General features: G+C 39.8%; 9 protein-coding genes. 6 read left to right on the forward strand and 3 right to left on the reverse strand.

The window, feature by feature from the left end; genetic code table 11:
- Positions 1-285: 285 nt before the first annotated feature.
- Positions 286-1,956 carry a radical SAM protein gene (locus tag M2135_RS14420; RefSeq protein WP_280749228.1) on the reverse strand — a complete coding sequence of 557 codons (1,671 nt, stop codon included), beginning with the start codon at positions 1,954-1,956 and terminating at the stop codon, positions 286-288.
- 231 nt (positions 1,957-2,187) lie between these two features.
- On the opposite strand from M2135_RS14420, the gene M2135_RS14425 reads away from it, so the two are divergent.
- The 6 genes from M2135_RS14425 (at position 2,188) to M2135_RS14450 (ending at position 17,400) form a co-directional block, all read left to right on the forward strand.
- Positions 2,188-7,809 carry an MG2 domain-containing protein gene (locus M2135_RS14425; protein WP_280749229.1) on the forward strand — a complete coding sequence of 1,874 codons (5,622 nt, stop codon included), beginning with the start codon at positions 2,188-2,190 and terminating at the stop codon, positions 7,807-7,809.
- Positions 7,810-7,825: 16 nt separating this feature from the next.
- On the forward strand, positions 7,826-10,129 hold the full coding sequence (gene pbpC / locus M2135_RS14430) for a penicillin-binding protein 1C (protein WP_280749230.1): 2,304 nt from the start codon (positions 7,826-7,828) through the stop codon (positions 10,127-10,129).
- A 122-nt stretch (positions 10,130-10,251) separates the two neighbouring features.
- The gene (locus M2135_RS14435; protein WP_280749231.1) at positions 10,252-14,595 is read left to right on the forward strand and encodes a CusA/CzcA family heavy metal efflux RND transporter; all 4,344 of its coding nucleotides are present in this window, start codon (positions 10,252-10,254) and stop codon (positions 14,593-14,595) included.
- Positions 14,596-14,639: 44 nt separating this feature from the next.
- Positions 14,640-15,542, forward strand: coding sequence for an efflux RND transporter periplasmic adaptor subunit (locus tag M2135_RS14440; RefSeq protein WP_280749232.1), 903 nt, complete (start codon positions 14,640-14,642; stop codon positions 15,540-15,542).
- Between the two features lie 48 nt (positions 15,543-15,590).
- On the forward strand, positions 15,591-16,631 hold the full coding sequence (locus tag M2135_RS14445; RefSeq protein WP_280749233.1) for a histidine kinase: 1,041 nt from the start codon (positions 15,591-15,593) through the stop codon (positions 16,629-16,631).
- A gap of 7 nt (positions 16,632-16,638) precedes the next feature.
- Complete coding sequence (locus tag M2135_RS14450) at positions 16,639-17,400, forward strand: LytTR family DNA-binding domain-containing protein (RefSeq protein ID WP_280749234.1); 762 nt, start codon at positions 16,639-16,641, stop codon at positions 17,398-17,400.
- Between the two features lie 5 nt (positions 17,401-17,405).
- Here M2135_RS14450 and M2135_RS14455 read toward each other — a convergent pair whose 3' ends face one another.
- Both M2135_RS14455 and M2135_RS14460 read right to left on the reverse strand, forming a co-directional pair.
- Entirely contained in the window at positions 17,406-17,975 is a 570-nt protein-coding gene (locus M2135_RS14455; protein ID WP_280749235.1) for an AraC family transcriptional regulator, read from the reverse strand.
- Between the two features lie 48 nt (positions 17,976-18,023).
- Entirely contained in the window at positions 18,024-21,851 is a 3,828-nt protein-coding gene (locus M2135_RS14460) for a family 78 glycoside hydrolase catalytic domain (RefSeq protein ID WP_280749236.1), read from the reverse strand.
- Positions 21,852-22,299: the final 448 nt, after the last annotated feature.

The following is a 22,299-nucleotide window of genomic DNA, read 5'->3' on the forward strand; positions in this document are numbered from 1 at the left end:
TTTTTTTAGACCTATGATTCTCGTTGATAAACTGTAAGTCTGTAATGCGATTGTTCTTTTGTCCTTTACCATAATGAGTTGAATTTTAGTTTGTGATACTCGTTTTTTTGTGACTTCTATATAAATCGTTCTTGTGATTCTTTAAAAAGAAAGAACTTTGGAATGCAAAGTTAATTGTATTTGTTGAAAAACAAAGGAAAACTAAAAAAATCACGATCCGGTTCTAAAAAGAGAGAGGACGAGAGAACGCAAATAGGAGGGAGGTTTTGTTATAGGGTATTTACGTTATTTACTGCATACATTATATATAAGGCTTATATTTTTATTCTGCAGAAAAATAGTCAGTAAGTAATGGCCATTGGAAAGAGGGTCTATGGCCGTCTGTTTTTCTATTATTTTCCTATTCAATCCATGTCGGATAAGAAACTCTTTATCTTGTGCGATTTGGTAGAGCAATTGCTTTTTCCTTTTTTTATCGATTTGCTCTTCCCAGAATCCTTGTGGTCGACGACTGAAATGAGAGTAATAATCTGTACGCAGGGTTTCGAAAAGGTTTATACCTTTGGTTTGCAGGAAATGATTGAAGTAGCGGAAAAGATCCTCCAGTTGATAACCGTGATGAGGATATGCGTTTGTTTTGTAAAATTGACCGATTTCATCGAATAATTCGAAATATTTCCCTGGGTAGTATTTGGTCAATAAGGTGTCCATTGTCAATGAAAACCGACCGCTGTTCCAGAATTTTTCCAATGCATGCTCCGCATCATGTATGCGTGTCAGATCATCTGCGGATAAATCAGCATTGCATATGATCTCGTAAGGAGCAGTTTCTTTGTAGTAGTATCCATATTGTTTGGCATTACGTCTTAAATTTGTGCCTCTGAGCATTTTGAGAAAGCCAAGTTGTACCTCTTTGGCTTTCAATTCAAATACATCATTGAAGGATTTTCTGAATCTGTCGAAAGTCTCATAAGGCAGACCGGCAATAAGATCGAGATGCAGATCTATTTTTTCTCCCTCCATGATTTTTTTTACATTTTTTGATAATAACGGGAAATCTTGTTTTCGGTTGACAGCCCTGTTTGTTGGTTCGTAAGTCGACTGGATACCGATCTCGAAGCGGAAGTAGTTTTTGGGTAGATCGTTGTTTAGGTAATCGATAATTTCATCAGAAAGTAAATCGGCATAAATCTCAAATTGACAACTTAGGTTTGACCGGTAGTGCTGTATCAGATAATCAAAAATAGCCTTTGTATGCGTTTTATTCAGGTTAAAAGTCCGGTCGAGGAATTTAATTTGGTGGGCATTGTTTTGTATCAGGTAATCCAGATTCTTGAATATATAATCCTGAGGAAAATAACGCACCCCTTTTTCCAAAGAAGACAGACAATATTGGCATTGATATGGGCAGCCACGTGAGGTCTCGAAATAAACAAGTTTATGCTGCACCTCTTCTTTATCCATATCCAACATATAGGGAGAGGGCAATGAGGCCAATCGGTTCAGATCGGCCTGCGCAATGGTTTTACTGATATGCCCGGCAAAAGATACTCCTTCGATTAAGGGTGAAGAGTGATCTTGTATCGCTTGCAACAATTCACCTAAGACGAATTCACCTTCGCCACTAATGATATAATCCACAGGCCAGTTCTCCAGAAAGAATGCAGGTTCGTGTGATACTTCAGGACCTCCCAATAGAATAATCAATTCCGGTTTTCTATTTTTCAGGATAGCAACCAATTCACTTGTTGGATTTACATTCCATATGGATACACTTATTCCAAGAACGGTGCAGTCAGAAGCCAATATATTGTCGGCAATCTTTTCGATACTCTCTTTGATGGTATATTCCTGAATCGTCAGATCGAATGATTCCTTATTCGCCACATATAGCCAACGCAAAGCGAGAGATGTATGAATATATTTGGCATTAAGTGTGGTAAGAACTGTTTTCATGTTTGATTGCTTTCTGCGACAGCAAAGATAATTAGTGTTTAGGGATTAGGGGTTATCCCTGTGCAGAAAAAGGTTTACACTATCGATCAATAATAGATAGTAAGGTACAAATAAACCGACGAATCGTTTTGTTTTTTTTACGCATAGACACAGATTAGATGAATTTTCATTGAAAATATTGTAATTACCAAACCGCGTCTTATCTTTGTTTACAATTAAATCCTGATCATTATGAAGCATTTATCCGTTGTGCGTTTGAGCGCTTTTTTAGTTTTAATACTACTCCTTGTGGCATGTAAACAACATAAACAGGAAGAAATAGTGCCTTCCGGCGAGTATACGCCTTATGTCAGTGGCTATACAGGTGGGGTTGTTTCTCAAACAGCGTCCATCATGTTGCAGTTAACACAACCGGTGGAAATGGTCGACTTGAGTTCGGAGGTAAAGGGAAATCCTTTCCGCTTTACCCCTTCGTTGAAAGGGAAAACCTATTGGAGAGATAATAAAACATTGGAATTTGTTCCCGAAGAGAAAGCGTTACAATCGGGACAGGTTTACCAGGTGTCTTTTCAGTTGGGTGATTATGCCCATGTACCTCAAGGTATGGAAAAATTTGAGTTTTCCTTTCAGGTCATGGAACGTAGTTTTATGCTTGATATGGAAGGAATATCTATTTCTCCGAACGCGCCCGATCAGGCGACTTATAAAGGGGTGATTCGTTTGAGTGATGTGATGGAAAAGCTGGAAGTTGAAAAAATGTTTTCAGTAAAAAGCGATGATAACCAATCGTTAACGATCGAAATAGAACCTCAGGGAAAGTCGGATCATTATACGTTTACTATTCCTTCCATTAAACGGGGAGAAGAGGATGTTACCTTAACGCTGACCGTCAACGGCGAAAAAGCCGGAATGACCAAAAAAGCGGAAGAGTCAATCCGGATCCCTGCCATGCATTCATTTCAGTTCTTAACGGGCAGACGTATTTCTGAGCCGGAAAACGGTATTCAACTCTCTTTCTCCGAACCTTTACTCGAATCACAGGATCTGACAGGGTTGATCACGATTGTCGGTCTGTCGACTCCGGTATTTCAGATCATCGATGATAAAGTAAATGTTTATTTCGAGCCTTATAATCTATCGGGTGATGTGACGGTGTATATCGACCGGGGGATAAAGAGTTACCTTGGAGATAAAATGCAGGAGGAGGGAAGGATCTCTTTCAGTAAACAGAATCATAAACCCAAAATTGAATTAATCAGTTCCGGAACAATCATACCTGATTCAAAGAACTTGATTATCCCGTTCCGGGCTGTGAATCTGAAAGCTGTAGATGTTAAGGTGATCCGGATTTTTGAAGATAATGTACTGATGTTTTTACAGGATAACCCGCTCTCAGGGATGAACGAACTGCGGCGATCGGGACGTATGGTTTATAAAGAGACCCTTCGTCTGGATGCGGATATGGAAAAAGACCTGAGTCTGTGGGATACGTATACGATTGATTTATCCAAACTCATCAAGCAGGAGCCGGGAGCCATTTACCGGGTTGAGTTTTCCATGCGTAAGGAGTATTCCACATTTCCCTGTTTTGATGGGGAGGAAGAGGATGCAGAGACAGCACAAGGGTTGACCAGGCTGTTGACCAGTGAATTGGATGAAGAGGAGGATGGTGTCTGGGATCAGACAAGTACGTATTATGATCCGTTCTATAGCAATATAAACTGGAGTTCGTTTGATTGGGATGAAACGGATAATCCATGCCACTCGTCTTATTATGCTTACCACAGTCGCGGAATAGCCTGTAATGTCTTGGCGACAAATCTGGGGCTGATTGTGAAACAGAATAAGAATAACAAGATGTGGATTGCGGTTACAGATATCCTTGATACGAAACCGGTGGCGCAGGCCGATGTGACGGTTTACAACTTTCAGTTGCAGCCTATCGGTAGTGCAAAAACGGATGCCAACGGTTTCTGTGAAGTGGCACCGAAAAATAAACCGTTTATCGTCGTGGCTTCTCAAGGTAAACAGAAAACTTATCTGAAGGTGCAAGATGGTGAGGAAAAGTCGGTTAGTCGTTTTGATGTGGGTGGAAAGGAGATACAAAAGGGGTTGAAAGGATTTATTTATGGCGAAAGAGGCGTATGGCGTCCGGGTGATACACTGCATATAACCTTTATGATGGAAGATCGTGAGCAACGGATTCCTGATACGCATCCGGTCTCTTTTGAACTGTATAACCCACGCGGACAGTTTTATAGTAAACAGATATCCACGAAAGGGATGAACGGGTTTTATACCTTTCAGGTGGTGACAGATGCCAATGATCCGACTGGATTATGGAATGGCTATGTGAAAGTGGGAGGGACTTCGTTTCATAAATCATTCCGTGTTGAAGCAATCAAGCCCAACCGTTTGAAAATAAATTTGAAGGTGGCGGATGATTATATCGATGCTTCCCAAAAACAGATACCGGTCGAACTGAATTCGGCATGGCTTACTGGTGCTACGGCATCCAATCTGAAAGCAAAAGTGGAAATGACTCTTTCTAAGGCAAGTGTGCAATTTTCAAACTATAATCAATACATTTTTAATAATCCGGCCACAGAATTTACTGCCGATAAAACGGAACTGTTTGACGGAACACTGGATGGAGAGGGAAATGTGCTCTTCAACTTGAAGGCTCCTGATGCACAAAATGCACCGGGTATGTTACGCGCTGCGATTACTACTCGCGTGTATGAACCGGGAGGTGATGCGAGTATTCATACGACAACTGTTCCTTTCTCTCCGTTCTCATCCTATGTCGGCATTAATCTGAATCAACCGAAGAACAAATATATTGAAACCGATGCTGACCATCAGTTTGATGTGATTACTGTAAATGCGGAAGGCAAGCCGGTAAGCCGTCAGAATCTGGAATACAAAGTGTTTCGAATCGGATGGAGTTGGTGGTGGGAGAACCGTAATGAGTCGTTTGCATCTTATATTAACAATAGTTCTTATACCCCCGAAGCAGAGGGCACGATTTCTACATCGAATGGAAAAGGAAACTTTAAATTCCGTGTAAATTATCCTTCTTGGGGACGTTATCTGGTTTATGTAAAAGATCCGGAAAGCGGACATGCGACAGGTGGAACAGTATATATCGACTGGCCGGATTGGCGCGGACGTTCGGATAAAACCGATCCGAGTGGTGTGACTATGCTGACATTCTCTGTAGATAAAGAGTCGTATGAGAATGGTGAGATGGTCTCTGTCATTATTCCGAAAGCAGCAGAAGGAGGACGTGCTTTGGTCGCATTGGAAAATGGCTCTACGGTGATACATCGTGAATGGGTGGAGATCTCCGGTCAGGGAGATACGAAATATCAGTTTAAAGTGACTCCCGAGATGGCTCCCAATGTCTATGTACATATTAGTTTGTTACAACCTCATATGCAGACAACGAATGAGTTGCCGATACGTATGTATGGGGTGGTTCCGGTATTTGTAAACAATAAAGCATCAAAACTCGAACCTCAGATAAAGATGGTGGATGTATTACGACCGGAAACAGCGTTTACAGTAGCTGTAAGCGAGAAAAATGGTAAAAAAATGACCTATACATTGGCTATAGTGGATGATGGACTACTCGATCTGACCAATTTCAAAACGCCTGATCCATGGTCGGAGTTTTATGCTCGCGAAGCGTTAGGCATTCGCACCTGGGATATGTTCGATCAAGTGATAGGCGCTTATACCGGAAGCTATAGTTCACTTTTCAGTATCGGTGGGGATGAGATGCTGAAAGGGCAGGAGAGTAAGGCCAATCGGTTCCGACCGGTAGTGAAATTCTACGGACCATTCTCGCTCAACCCGGGAAAAACTGATAACCATACGATTACGTTGCCGATGTATGTCGGTTCTGTCCGTACAATGGTCATAGCCGGTCAGGATGGCGCGTATGGGAGTGCTGAAAAAACGACGCCTGTACGTACACCATTGATGGTGTTATCAACGTTGCCACGCGTACTTAGTTTTGGAGAAGAGATTTTGGTGCCGGTAAATGTCTTTGCGATGGAGAATGATGTTAAAAATGTAACGGTAACGATTGAAACATCCGAAAACCTGTCGCTTGTCGACGGTAGTAAAAAAACAGTCTCCTTTACCGAACCGGGCGATCAAATGGTCTATTTTAAACTACGTACCGGAACGATTACCCGGAACGAGACGATAAAGATCAAAGCGAACGGAAACGGACACAGTACTTCTGAAACAATAGAGATTGATGTGCGTAATCCGAATCCGGTGGTGACTCATTATGAAAGCAAATTGCTGGAGGGTGGACAGACAACAGACTTATCGTATCAGGTGAATGGAAACGTCAGTGATAGTTGGGTGAAACTGGAAGTGTCGCGCATTCCATCGGTAGATATTAGTCGCCGTTTTGATTTTCTTTATAATTATGAACATTATTGTACAGAACAACTGACCTCTCGTGCATTACCTTTGTTATTTATATCCCAGTTTAAAGAATTGACAGACACAGAAAAAGAATCAATCAACCAGAATGTAACGGAGGCTATCCGTAACCTTTACGGGCGTCAATTACCCAATGGGGGATTTGTTTACTGGCCAGGAAATCCGGAAGTCGATGAGTGGATTACTTCATATGTGGGTAGCTTCTTGATCATGGCACAGGAAAAAGGATATCAGATCAATAATTATGTATTGGATAAATGGAAAGCTTATCAACGAAAAGCAGCACAGAATTGGACACCGTTAAGCCGTGATTCCGACTGGTATTACTGGCAATCGGATTTACAACAGGCTTATCGCCTCTATACGCTGGCATTGGCAGGTTCTCCGGAATTAGGTGCAATGAACAGGATGAAGGAAATGACCGATCTATCCTTACAGGCCAAATGGCGTTTGGCCGCAGCCTATGCGTTGGATGGCAAGACCAATCCGGCGAATGAATTGGTATTTAATTCGGAAACAACAATAAAGGCGTACTCTTCGAGTAATCATATCTATGGCTCATATGACCGTGATGAGGCAATGATTCTTGAGACATTGGTATTGATGGGGCGCGATAGGGAAGCGTTTAATCAGGCACAGAAAGTATCGAAAAACTTGTCGAAAGAGACTTATTTCAGTACGCAGTCAACCGCTTTTGCTTTGATGGCTATGGGACGTCTGGCTGAGAAACTTTCCGGAGCCATTGATATGGCTTGGTCGTTAAATGGAAAAGAGCAGTCGGTGATTAAATCGGCTAAAGCTGTTTATCAGGCAGACCTGCCTTTATCTCCGAAAGAAGGGAAGGTTGCTGTTATGAATAAAGGAACCGGTGGATTATATGTAGACCTGGTAACCCGTACTCAATTAGAGAAAGATAATCTGCCGGAAGTTTCTAATAACCTGCGTTTGCGTGTAAGATATACTGATATGAACGGGCAAACCCTCAATGTCGCCAACCTGAAACAGGGAACTGACTTTATCGTACAGGTGACAGTCGCTAATACAAACACATTTACAGATTACAATGATATTGCTTTAACACACATTATTCCTGCCGGCTGGGAAATCTATAACGAACGGATGACTCAACCTGATATGGAAAGTGAAGAAGGTGAAGAACATATTTCTTCGTCAAAACAATCGGATGATAGTTATACGTACAGGGATATCCGTGATGATCGTGTGTTGACATACTTCAATCTGGCACGTAATAAGTCGAAAACATTTAATATTCGGTTACAGGCAACTTATGCAGGTGTATTTGTATTGCCAGCCATTCAGTGTGAAGCGATGTACGATACCGAGGTTCAAGCTCGGACAACAGCAAACAGGGTGATGGTGGAACAATAATTTCCAACCGTGCGACATGGGTTGTATTAATAACAAAATGAATATAAAAAAAGCAATCATCACAATGATTGTTCTTTTGGTTATTTGTTATGTTTTTTGTCTACCCCGACAGCTTTTCAACGAGACTTATTCAACTGTAGTCACAGATTATCAAGGTGAACTTCTTGGAGCCCGTATTGCGGATGATGGGCAATGGCGTTTTCCGGAACGAAGAACAGTTCCGGAGAAGATGACAATATGCATGATTGAATTTGAGGATCGACATTTTTTTTATCATTGGGGAGTAAATCCTTTAGCAATAGGTAGAGCAATTATTCAAAATATAAAAGAAAAACGAGTGGTAAGTGGTGGAAGTACCATTACCATGCAAACAATCCGGTTAGCACGAAATAAATCACGAACAATAGGGGAGAAATTGATTGAGATGATCCTGGCTACTCGTCTGGAGTTTCGTTACTCGAAAAAAGACATTTTGGGACTGTATGCATCTCATGCTCCTTTTGGCGGAAATGTAGTTGGATTGGATGCCGCAGCCTGGCGTTATTTTGGACATGCTGTAGATCAATTATCTTGGGCAGAAGCGGCAACCCTGGCAGTTTTGCCAAATGCCCCTGCTATAATTCATCCGGGCAAAAGTAGAGAAGCACTCTTAAAGAAGCGAAATCGCCTGTTGAATCGTTTATTGGAGTCCGGGAGGATTGATGTATCTACTTATGAACTAGCATTGAGTGAGCCATTACCGGATGCGCCTCTGCCTTTGCCTCAGATTGCACCTCATTTAGTCAGTTATTTCAATACTGTACAAAAAGGCAAACAGACGATTTCTACCATTGATAAAGGAATTCAACAACGGGTAGAAGATTTATTGGAACGTTGGAATAATGAATTTCGCCGTAGTGATATACGCAACATGGCTGCATTGGTAGTTGATGTTGAAACAAACCATATAGTGGCCTATTGCGGAAACGTTTGTTTTAATGAACAAGTATCCGGAAACCAGGTAGATATTATTCGTGCTCCGAGAAGTACGGGAAGTATATTGAAACCTTTCCTTTATTATGCCGCATTACAGGAAGGGGTGATATTGCCCCGAACATTATTGCCGGATATACCGGTAAATATAAACGGTTTCTCCCCTCAAAATTTCAATATGCAGTATGAAGGGGCTGTTCCCGCCTCTGAAGTAATTGCTCGTTCATTGAATATCCCTTCTGTTCAGTTGTTACGACAATATAGCGTGCCGAAATTTTATAGTTTTCTGAAAGAAATGGGATTTACCACGCTGACAAAACCAGCAGGTCATTATGGTTTATCATTGATACTGGGTGGAGCAGAAGCTACCCTGTGGGATGTGTGCGGTGGATATGCAAATATGGCACGTGCTCTTTTAGGTGTAGACCCATTATCATTAGCTCTGATACAACATAAAGAAAATGCAATTAAGGGAAAGGATATTTTTCAATCTGGGGCTGTCTGGCAGGTATTTGATGCCATAAAAGAAGTCAATCGTCCTGAAGAAATTGATTGGAGAATAATTCCTTCTATGCAAACTATTGCCTGGAAAACAGGGACGAGTTATGGATTCAGAGATGCCTGGGCAGTAGGAGTCACTAAGCGTTATGTAGTTGGTGTATGGGTCGGGAATGCATCCGGTGAGGGTAAACCTGGATTAGTTGGAGCAAGAACAGCAGGGCCGGTGATGTTTGATATTTTCAACCTATTACCTTCTTCCCGTTGGTTTGATCAACCTTACCCGGAATTTACGGAAGCTGAAGTTTGTCGTTATTCCGGACATTTGAAGGGGAGATATTGCGAAGAAACGGATACGGTTTTGCTTCTTCCAAATGGATTACGCACACAGACATGCCCTTATCATCATCTTGTAAATTTGACTACGGATGAAAATTTTCGGGTATATGAAAATTGTATGGGTAATGAAACGACTATCCAACGGAAATGGTTCACTTTACCACCTGTCTGGGAATGGTACTATAAACAACATCATCCGGAATACAAACAACTTCCTCCCTTTAAATCGGGTTGTGGAGAAGACAGCCGGCAGGTGATGCAATTTATCTATCCTGAAATGAATGCACATGTGTATTTACCAAAACAAATGGATGGAAGTCCGGGGCAAATGACATTTGAACTGGTTCATAGTAACAGAAACGCAATCGTTTATTGGCATCTGGATGAAACTTATCTTTCCTCTACTCAGGATTTTCATAAAATTTCTATTATTCCGTCTAAAGGCAAACATTCCATGACTGTGGTAGATGATGAAGGAAATGCGTTGTCTGTTACTTTTCATGTTGAATAACATTTTACATTTCAAAAGCTTTTTTATATAGTTCAATCGCTATTACAGTCATTTCAATTACTATTTATAAAAAGGTAGAGTCGGCACAAATATCTTTACTCTATTATTAAAGCAGTAAGAAGATGTTTAAAGCTATTGTACATTTTTCCATTCGTAAAAAACTATTTATTGGTATTGCAACTGTCTTTCTGTTGATAGGAGGTATCTATGCTATGATGACTTTGCCTATTGATGCGGTTCCGGATATAACAAATAACCAGGTACAAATCGTTACTGTATCGCCGACATTAGCTCCTCAGGAGGTGGAACAGTTAATTACATTTCCTATTGAAATAGCCATGAGTAATATCATGAATGTTGTTGAAATCAGATCTGTATCCCGTTTTGGACTCTCTTTGGTCACTGTGGTCTTTGACGAAAAAGTTCCGACATTGGATGCGCGACAGTTGATTAATGAACAGATACAAACGGTGGCCGGAGAAATACCTTCTGAATTAGGTACTCCTGAATTAATGCCTATAACAACAGGATTAGGGGAAATTTATCAATATGTATTAGAAGTTGCTCCGGGTTACGAAGACAAATACGATGCCATGGAACTTCGCACGATACAAGACTGGATCGTTAAACGTCAATTAAGTGGGATATCAGGAATTGTCGAGATAAACAGTTTCGGAGGGTATTTAAAACAATATGAAGTAGCCGTTGATCCTGATATACTTTACTCGTTGAATATAACTATAGGAGAAGTTTATGAGGCATTAATGCGAAATAATCAGAATACGGGTGGTAGTTATATCGAAAAAATGAATAAGGCTTATTATATCCGCTCAGAAGGAATGATTACTCAACTGTCAGATATAGAACAAATCGTAGTCTCTAACCGAGGTGGTATTCCGATTCATATTCGTGATGTTGGTCATGTACGCTTTGGAGCACCGAAACGCTTTGGAGCAATGACTATGGACGGAAAAGGTGAATGTGTGGGAGGTATCGCCATGATGCTGAAAGGAGCAAATGCTAATATTGTAACAAAAGAGTTAGAAGCCCGGGTAGAGAAAGTACAGAAGATGCTGCCCGAGGGAGTTGTTCTGGAACCTTATTTGAATCGATCAGCCTTAGTGAATAGAAATATATTCACAGTAATAAAGAATCTGGTAGAAGGTGCTTTGATTGTCTTTTTAGTTTTAATCATATTTCTCGGTAATTTTCGGGCCGGCTTGATTGTAGCGTCTGTTATTCCGTTGGCGATGTTGTTTGGTTTTATTATGATGCGACTATTTGGTGTAACAGCCAACTTAATGAGTTTGGGCGCCATTGATTTTGGGATAGTTGTGGATGGTTCTATTGTAATAGTCGAAGGAATGTTGGCACATCTTTATAGTAAAAGGTTGGCCGGTAAAGCATTGTCGAAAACAGAGATGGATCAGGAAATTGAAGCCGGAGCCGGAGGAGTGGTCAGAAGTGCAACTTTTGCTGTTCTGATTATTTTGATTGTATTTTTTCCAATACTTACCCTTTCCGGTATAGAAGGAAAGTATTTTACACCTATGGCAAAAACATTGGTATTCTGTATTATCGGAGCACTGATATTATCATTGACTTATATTCCGATGATGGCCTCACTCTTTTTGAAAAAAACAATTTCAACAAAACCGACCTTTGCCGATCGTTTCTTTCAAGAACTCAATAAGATCTATAAAAAAGGACTTCATTTTTGCTTACATCATATATGGATTACTTTAGGTACGGCTTTTATTGCACTTGCAGCATCTTTATTTTTATTTACTCGTTTAGGTGCAGAGTTTATTCCAACCTTGGATGAGGGTGATTTTGCGATGCAGATGACGTTGCCGGCCGGAAGTTCTTTATCCAGAAGTATAGAATTATCAACTGAAGCAGAAAAGACTCTTTTAGCAAAATTTCCGGAAATTAAACATGTAGTTTCAAAAATAGGTACGGCCGAAGTACCTACTGATCCGATGGCAGTAGAAGATGCAGACATTATGATTGTAATGAAGCCATTTAAAGAGTGGACTTCAGCTTCGAGCCGTGCGGAGATGGTTGAAAAGATGAAAAAAGCTTTAGAACAGGTTGGTGGAGCGGAATTTAATTTTAGCCAACCGATTCAATTACGTTTTAATGAATTGATGACTGGAGCCAAAGCTGATATTGCGATTAAACTATATGGCGAAGATATGGAAGAGTTATATGCGAAGGCTCGTGAGGCTGCCCGTTATGTGCGTCAGGTTCCGGGAGCAGATGATGTATTGGTCGAACAAGCGATGGGACTTCCACAATTAGTTGTGAGTTATGATCGTTCAAAGATTGCCCGTTACGGAATGAATATTGAAGAATTAAATACCCTTATTCGCACAGCATATGCTGGTGAAGTAGCAGGAGTCGTGTTTGAGAATGAACGTCGCTTTGATCTTGTTGTACGTTTGGATAGTGATAAAATTTCCGATCTGAATCTGGATAAACTGTTTGTACGCACAGTGGAAGGTATACCTGTTCCGATCAGTGAAGTTGCTGATATTGAGTTAATAGATGGCCCGTTGCAGATTAATCGCGATGCGACAAAACGCAGGGTGGTTATAGGCGTCAATGTACGTGATGCAGATATCCAGCAAGTGGTTAATAACATACAAAACGTTTTGGAGAAAAATATTAAGCTGAAACCGGGTTATTATTTTGAATATGGCGGACAATTTGAAAATCTTCAGAATGCGATTAGTACGTTAACTGTAGTAATTCCGGTAGCTCTGCTTCTTATCTTACTGCTTTTATTTTTTGCTTTTAAAGGTATAACGTATACAATGGTGGTATTTTCTACTGTTCCATTGTCTCTGATAGGAGGGATTTTAGCTTTGTGGATTCGTGGCTTATCATTTAGTATTTCTGCAGGAGTTGGGTTTATAGCTCTATTTGGAGTGTCGGTTTTGAATGGCATTTTAATGATTAATCATTTTAATGATTTACAAAAACAACATATCTATCAGATGACAACAAATCGTATTATAGCAAAAGGATGTCCACACTTATTGCGACCTGTTTTTCTAACAGGATTGGTGGCATCGTTGGGTTTTGTACCCATGGCTGTCGCTACATCTGCCGGTGCAGAAGTGCAACGTCCGTTGGCAACCGTTGTCATAGGAGGTTTATTTGTTTCAACCATACTGACATTGTTGATTATTCCCGTGTTTTATAAAATAGTAAATACGATACGTTTATGGAGACGAGCTCATCGAATAAGATATGTACTGCCTGTAATTGTTTTTATGAGTATCTCCGGAGTACTTTCTGCCCAGTCAGATGCAACTACAGTCTCCTTGGATGAGGCTATCCGGATAGCATTGGATAATCATCCCCGTTTGAAAACGGCAACAGCAAATATTGATCGTGTACGTGCTGCACGAGGGGAGTTATGGGATCCGGAGCCCATGTCATTTAATTACTCCTGGGGACAGTTAAATGGTGAAACACGCAAAGATAAAGAGTTGGAAATTTCACAGTCATTGGGCTCTGTTTTGACACCTTTTTATAAAAATACATTGATTAATAAACAAATAGTCAGTGGAGAACTTTATCGTGATATGGTAAGAAAAGAAATTGTTGCAGAAGTAAAGCGTGCCTGGGTGTATTACCAATATGCTCAACATGTACTGGCTTTATATCGTGAACAAAATGAATGGACTACCCGTTTTCAACAGGCAGGGCAACTTCGGTATGAGCAAGGAGATATTACTTTATTGGAGAAAAATATGGCTGCAACATTAGCCGCAGACTTGCGCGCACGATTCATGCAAGCGGAAGAAGAGATGTTATTGGCACAAAAGAGACTTGTTTGGATCTGTCATGTCGATCATTTGATTATACCAGCTGATACCGCTTTGGCAGTATTGCCAGTAGAGAATAGAACCGTATCAGAAGATCATTTATCAGGAACCTATTTAAGTTATTTTCAAAGCCAAACAGATGAAAAAAAAGCGATATTGAATATTGAGCGAAGTCGTTTTTTTCCCGAATTATCCGTTGGATATGTTCGTCAGAAAATCTCACCATTAAACGGCTTGGATTCCTGGATGGTCGGCGTTTCGTTCCCTATAATATTTTCTTCTCAGCGCAGTCGGATTAAACAGGCTAAAATTGATTCATATATTGCCCGTACAGAAGCAGAGAATAATATTCGTCAGTTAACCAATAAGGTCGATGAATTGCAGATACAACTACGCCAACAAAGTGAAATGATTCGTTATTATCAAACAGGCGCATTGCCCGAAGCCCAGGCTTTATTGGAGAGTGCAACTATTCAGTTTCGCGAAAATGAGACTGATATCACACAATTTGTGCAAAGTCTGAATTCGGCCCATGAGATACAACGCGGGTATATCGAAACAGTTTACCAGTATAATATAACTGCATTGGAATTGGAGTTGTATACCGAAGATCGTATTTATCATTAAAACGATTATTATTTGAAATCAAATAGGAACAAAATAAACAGATCATGAAAAAAATAGTTATATCGACAGTTGTCCTTCTTTTATTCGCTTGTAACGGTAAAAAAGAAAGTTTGTCAGATGAAGTCTCTGATACAATGGCTATTGAAAATGAAATGACAGAAGAATTATTTGCCGGCCAATCGGAGGCAGATACAGAACCAATGGCAATGGTCAATCACTCCTCATTTAACGGTGTTTTGATGACGCCTCCGCAACGTTATGCTACGGTGACACCGACTATGGGAGGAACAGTGCATAGTACCAATTTGTTGAATGGGATTTATATCAAAAAAGGAACAGTTATAGCGACTCTTGAAAATCCGGAATTCATTACATTACAACAGGAATACCTTGACGCGTATGCCCAAACCACTTATTTAAAATCAGAATTTGAACGACAAGAACGGTTAAGTGTTCAGGAAGCGGCATCTCAAAAACGTTTTGAACAAAGCAAAGCGGAGTATTTATCAATGAAAAGTCGTTTGGAAGGAGCTTCGGCACAATTGACTATTCTCGGTGTTTCCCCTAAAGATGTGTTATCCGAAGGTATTCAACCTTATTTAGAGATAAAGAGTCCTTTAAGCGGTTATGTCTCGGGTATGAATATAAATCTCGGTAAATATATTAATGGTGGTGATCCGATCTGCGAAGTGATAGATAAAGGAGAAACATTACTTCAGTTAACCGTTTATGAGAAAGATCTTATGAGGTTACAATCAGGGAGTCCGGTTTTATTTCGGGTAAATAGTTTGGGAGATCAGGAGTTCAATGCGGAAGTCATATCCGTTGGTCAGGCTGTTGATCCGGTTAATCGTTCTTTGGAAGTGTACGCCCGTGTCAAAGAATCGAATGTACATTTTCGCCCGGGAATGTATGTTTCGGCACGTATTGAGAAAAAAAGTGAATAAATCTATAACTGAAATACAGAAGGCGTGTTTTTTAGTTAAGTTTGTTTCATGAAGTTCAGCAATAAATATATCTTATCCATAACAGGGATCTCATTGGTTGTTTCTGTGTTGATCTATTTTCCTGAATGGATGTCTCTGTTTGGAAGGGATGAAAATATAAGTACTGAATTATTTCCGGGAATAGCTGTTATCGATGTGATTAATGAGATGCTATTTACATTTATATCGTTGATCATTCTGTTTGGGTTGAATATCGCTTTGTTGGGGTTAAATCGTTTGTCTACCAGACTCTCATGGCAAAAACTACTTTTCTCTTTTGTGCTTACATGGATTGCAAGCAACTTGTTGGGAAATGGATTTGTCTTCCTTCATCATCAACTGGATATACCCGCTATCCACTCTACAGTACATTTCTTATTGCATCCTGTACGCGATTTTATTATATCAGCGGTGGTTTCCAGTAGTTGTTACATCACTTGGTTGATTAGAAAAAGTCAGCAGGTTCAGATCGAAAACCAACAGTTGCGAATGGAAAGCCTTCTGAATCAGTATGAAGCATTAAAAAATCAATTGAATCCGCATATGTTGTTTAATTCTTTAAATACACTTCGCTCTTTAATACGGGAAACACCGGATAAGGCGCAAGATTATTTACAAGAATTATCACGAGTACTCCGATATACTTTACAGGAAAATGAAAATCAGACCGTTTCTCTTCGGGAAGAGATGGAGTTTGTGAATGCTTATCTTTTTTTATTGAAAATGCGTTATGAAGACAATCTGATGTTTCATTTGAATATAGATGAAGCGTCGGAACTCCTTCAACTCCCACCCATGGCAGTACAGATGTTGATTGAAAATGCGGTGAAACACAATGAAATCAGTAATCGTAAGCCTTTTACAATAACCATTCATGCCGACAAGCATCAGTTGACAGTTTATAATCCGATACAGCCTAAACTGACACCGAGTAGAGGAACAGGGATTGGTTTGGGAAATCTGGCTAAACGGTATGATCTTTTGTTTAAGAAAACAATTGAAATACAGGATGATAATAACTTATTTTCGGTCACAATCCCTTTGATATAATGTGTTTATGAAAGTCCTTATTATAGAAGATGAAAAAGCGGCTGTCAGAAATTTAAAAGCATTGCTTTTAGATATTGATCATAATATTGAAATACTGGCGGTGACAGATAGTATAACGGAGAGTATAGAATGGCTTAGAAATCATCCTGAGCCGGATTTGATCTTTGTCGATATTCACCTGGCAGATGGATCGGCATTTGAAATTTTTGAACATATACATATTAAAAGTCCTGTTATTTTCACAACTGCTTATGATGAGTATGCACTGAAAGCATTTAAAGTGAATAGTGTAGATTATTTGCTTAAACCGATTGATCGGAATGCGATTGAAAACGCTTTGGATAAATTATATCATCTGAGAGCAAAAACAAACGTTTTACCGGGAGATTATAGCGGACTTATTCGTGCGCTTAAACAGAATGAGAATTATAAAACTCACTTTTTAATTCCTGTCAAAGGCGATAAGTTATTCCCTTTACCTGTAGATTCAATCTCTTATTTCTATATCTATGAAGGAGATGTAAAAGCCGTAACAGATGATGAAAAAGAGTATATACTTAATCAAACTTTAGATGAACTGAATGAATGTCTTAACCCAAGTCAATTTTTTCGTGTGAATCGACAATATATCATTTCCAGAAAATCAGTTCGTGATATTGATCTTTGGTTTAACAGTCGTTTATCGGTCAATTTGAAGATACCAGTCAAAGAACGAATACTTGTTAGCCGCTTGCGGGTAGCAGAGTTTAAGGAATGGTTTACAAATTGAAACCATTAGATTTCATCCAATGGTTTTCGTTTATTTTCTTTGATCGTTTTGAAATGGCTGGGAGTAAAACCTGTTATTTTTTTGAATTGCGCACTTAAATGGGCGGTGCTCGAATAATTCAGTTTGAACGCAATTTCACTTAATGTCAACTCATTGTAAACGAGCAACTCTTTAACCTTTTCAATCTTTTGAGCGATAAAATACTTTTCAATGGTGATCCCTTCTACCTGCGAAAAGAGGGTGCTCATATAGTTGTAGTCATGTTTAAGCTTTTCGGACAGAAAATCAGATAGATTGATTTTCAACTGAATGCTTTCCTTATGAACAAGTTCTATAATGGTCGTTTTTATTTGTTCGATTAATCGTGCTTTCCGGTCATCGATCCATGAAAAACCGAGTGATTCTAACCGGCTTTTCAACAGTTTTTCCGTTTCCACCGACAATTTTTCCTCTACAACCACTTCTCCCAATGAAATTGACAGAGGATGAATATGGAGTTTGTCCAACTCAGATTTGACAACCATAATACAACGGTTGCAAACCATATTTTTTATGTATATCCGGTGTTCGGTCATACCACATCTTTTATGGACAAAAATAACACCTTAAATCGAAAAACAACGCTATTCAGTAATATATCCCTGAACTATAGAAGCGTGCCATTTTCCATTACTTAATTTCATCTGATAGCTTCCGGCTTCGGCTTTGAATTTAGCTGTTTTAACACCATTACGTGTATCCATACCGAGATATTGAATTCCTGCAATGGAAGAAAATCCTTGCATAACTGATTCTTCTAATGGTAAGTAAACAGTTGCCGACGTATTAGGTGGAATGGTAAAATCGTATGATAATAATTTCCCTTTATCAGCATTCCAACAACTCTTGATCGTACCATAATTAGATATAAATGTGCCGGATGCATTGGTATAGGTTCCACCGGGAAGTGGCTGGAGTACAAAATCTTGATACCCACCATTGTCTGTAGTAATACCCAAATGAAACTCATGTATCCACGAACCAACCGAGCCGAGTGCAAAATGATTAAAAGAATTCATTCCGCTTGCAGCATTCATTTCAAAAGCAAGTTCATACGAGTTCCAGCGTTCCCATACGGATGTAGCACCAAGTTTTACCGAATAAAGCCATGATGCAAAGTCAGTACTGGAAAAAAGTTTGTAAGCAGTTTCAGACTGTCCGAAACGCGTTAATGCCGGCAGCATATTCGGCGTGCCCGAAAAGCCGGTCGTAATAGTATAATCGAGCGATTCTTTCGTCGGATTCATCGCAACTCCGGCTGTAGCACCTAAAGGCATATCGCGTCCACCATGCACAATCAATACATTGCCTTCATTACCGCTTCGCGATGGTTTGGCAGATAACTCAGCTAATCGTTTAGCTGCAAAAGCTTCATAGGTCATGCCGTTATATTCACCGGAAGTAATGCGCATAGTATCGCTGAAACAATTGAAATTTAAAGGTGTAGCATAGGAAGTTTGCGTGTCTATCAAACGGCCGGTAGAACCATCGGTTATGGAGATCGAACGAGTCATTCCGATATCCGGATCGATATATGCCCGGTTGAAGGATTCTTTTGCTATCATATAGCGGTTGCGCAATTCATTCGCATACGCTGTTTTTCCGATTGCTTCCGACATAATGGCTGTAACTTCCATCATATACAGATAAATGGCATTGTTGCAGAGATCACTGGATGTGCGGGCGTCGAAACTCAGATGATCGGCTAATCCTCCTGTACGTGATGACAGTCCCGGGTATCCGGGTACTGTGAAATGATTCATTCCGTCCAACCAAGCCTTCATAGCGTCAAAATTCTCTTTGACCACTTCTATATCTCCGTATTGTGTGTACAATTGCCAGGGAACCATGCATACTGCGGCAGCCCAAGTACTGCTGGCTGCAAAATTTCGGGATCGTGCCCGTGAATAAGTCGGAATCGTTGTCCCGACTCCACCGGCAGGTTCGCCATTTGCTCCTCCTATTCCCTGATCGTTACGCAAAGTAACCATCCATTGACGGAAGAAACTTTGAACATCTCCATTATAAGTAGCGGTACGGGCATATGCTTGTGCATCTCCGGTCCAACCCATACGTTCATTGCGCTGAGGGCAATCTGTCGGGATAGAAAAGAAATTTCCAAGCTGGCTACGTTGAATGTTTCTGAATAATTGATTGATAAGTTCTCCTGTATTGTCGGATGTACTCCCTTTGTAGGATGCTGTCACATTTTCAGATGAGAGTACAATCCCTTCGACATTTTGAATAGGGAGAGGAGATGTGCGATTGGGTGTGGTAATCTGTATGTAGCGATAGCCCCGGTAGGTAAAATGAGGTTCAATCAATACATTACGTGATTCATCTTCTTTACTTGCTGTATAAAAATCGGTAACAAGTGCAGCTCTGTAAGTTTCATGTAAAATACGTCCGGCAACGTTTGGGCGAAAAATACCATTTGCTCCGTAAAGCGATTCATAGGTCGTTCCATCGGGCATTACTTTATTCGGAGAATCTTCATTTCCCGGGTATATTTCTTCTCCATATCGAAGAATAACCGTATCTCCCTCTTTCAGTGAACCTGCCGGAATAGTAATGGAAGGTACACCAACCATATCGACTCCCATATCATAGGTGTATGTTTTTTTATCATCGCTATGTGTGGTTAATACTCTTGTTGCTTGTAAACGTTCGATTTCGCGAACAGGATTATCACGCCGGGCAATAATATCAAAATTGATCCAGTCACGTTTTTTTATGATTTCAGGTCGTACCCAACCGTTTTCCTGGTAACCTACAGTAGTCCATCCGGCAATGGCAGATTCTTTATTGGCATTATAACGCTGACCATGAAACATACTGGCGTATTCAACGGGACCCTTTTTATAGAGTTTCCACTCTTTGGGATTGGTTGTTATTATGCGTTGATTTCCATCCGTATAAGTAATCACTAATTTGGCCAAAAGAGCTTCCGTATCACCGAAAAAATTATAGTTATTAGGGGTAAATGTCATATATCCGGTATAAAAACCAGGTCCGAGTATGGCTCCTAAAACATTTTTCCCATTTTTCAACAAGTCTGTAACATTATAAGTATGATAGTTAAGCGTTTCACGATATTGACTTACTCCCGGATTGAACCAATCATTACCCATTCGTTTTCCATTCACATACATTTCATAGGAACCCATTGCCGTGATATACATATCTGCTTTTTGAATTTTTTTCTCTGATTCGGTTTCAAATTCGTTTCTCAGCATCGAAAGCGAAGCATAATGACTGGGATCTGCATATCCGAAAGTTCCTTCGTCCACAGAAATTTTATTATCGGAAACCGTTAGTCCGGTTATATGATTAAATATGGAATAGGTAGCTCCTATAGATTGGTTGAATAGATCCGCTTCACGCCCTTGTCCTACATTTTTTAATGCATAATCCGTGAATTCTACTTTTTCTCCTGTAGCGGTATAGAATCCGATCGAATTCAGATTAGGATATGTATTATAATCTCCGCCATTTTTACCATAGGGCGAAAGAATAATACCTCCTCCTCCCATTCGCGGGGTAGGATTATTATTTAATTGCAAAGCTTTTCCGTTGATTTCTACAGTCATAGCACTGGCAGATACATGGATATCTAGTGTGTTTTCTTGATAAGCATTTGCTGTGGTAATTAATTCGTTTATATTGCAGGTTGGTATTGTAGCTTTTGATATAGTGATAAACGGATATTCAGGAGAGTCGGTTTTCAGGTATCCCACACGATAAATATTTATAGCTGCTCCATTTGGTGTTCCAACACCTGAAAGATCCAATTCAAAACGGTAATAATTCTCACCCTCCATTCGTTCTACGTTTTGGAAATTATTGTTAAAGCGAAAATCGTTTGCTCCGAATATAAGCGAGAGTTTATTTCCTGATATGATTTTATATTTAGTGCTGATATGAAATAGTTGAGCAGATGTCGCATCTAAAGAGAGTTCATTACTACCAATCCATTGCGCATTATCCCAGGCATTGATCGTTGGATTCATCAGACCTGTCGAGAAAAATGAAGAGGCTGTGTGAGTTTTTCCATAACTGTCCGTTATATTTACTTTCCAATAGTAATCTGTTTCCGGAGCTAAGCTAGATCCTCCATAGACTATTCCTACAGATTGATTGGATGTAATCATCCCACTGTCCCAAACCATTTCAGTGAAACGTTGGTCTTTAGCGACCACAATTTGATAAGCGGATTGTTTTATTCCGATTCTTTGAGATTGCATCTGCCAGGAAAAATCGGGTTTGTCGGTATCAATCCCTAAAGGAGAGATTAATGTGTTTACTCTTAAATGATCGATTGTCGAATCATTTTTATCACCTGTACAGGATTGTATACATGCAGTAAAGAATACGATAGATATGACGTGTAATAAGTATAACTTCTTTAACATGGTCTATGAATTTGCAGTGAGAATCGCATTGAGTAATTATGTAACATGTGCAAAAGTAAGGTCTAAAGTGTCATGACATATTGGAAAAATGATATTATAACTTATAATTATGATATCTTTCTACTTCAAACCGTTATACAAAAGACCCTGATCTCTTATCCATTTAATTGAATCCATTCTTGTTTTTTACCTGAAAGAATTAATCGTCTACCAGTTGGATCACTTTCGTCTACCAATTGGGTCACTATCGTCTACCAACTGTGTCACTATCGTCTACCAATTGGTAGACGATTAACTCTTCCGAAAAAATAGCTAGAGAAGCCTAATAAAATATGTAGATTATCGGGATGAAAATGGCTCACCCCGTAAAGTTGTGGAGCTAGGCATAAATATTTTTGAGTCTAAACAGGAAGTATGGGATATTGTTTACTCCCCTGAGCACAGACCT

It is taken from the genome of Parabacteroides sp. PF5-9 (assembly GCF_029893105.1).
Taxonomy (GTDB): Bacteria; Bacteroidota; Bacteroidia; order Bacteroidales; family Tannerellaceae; genus JARXWG01.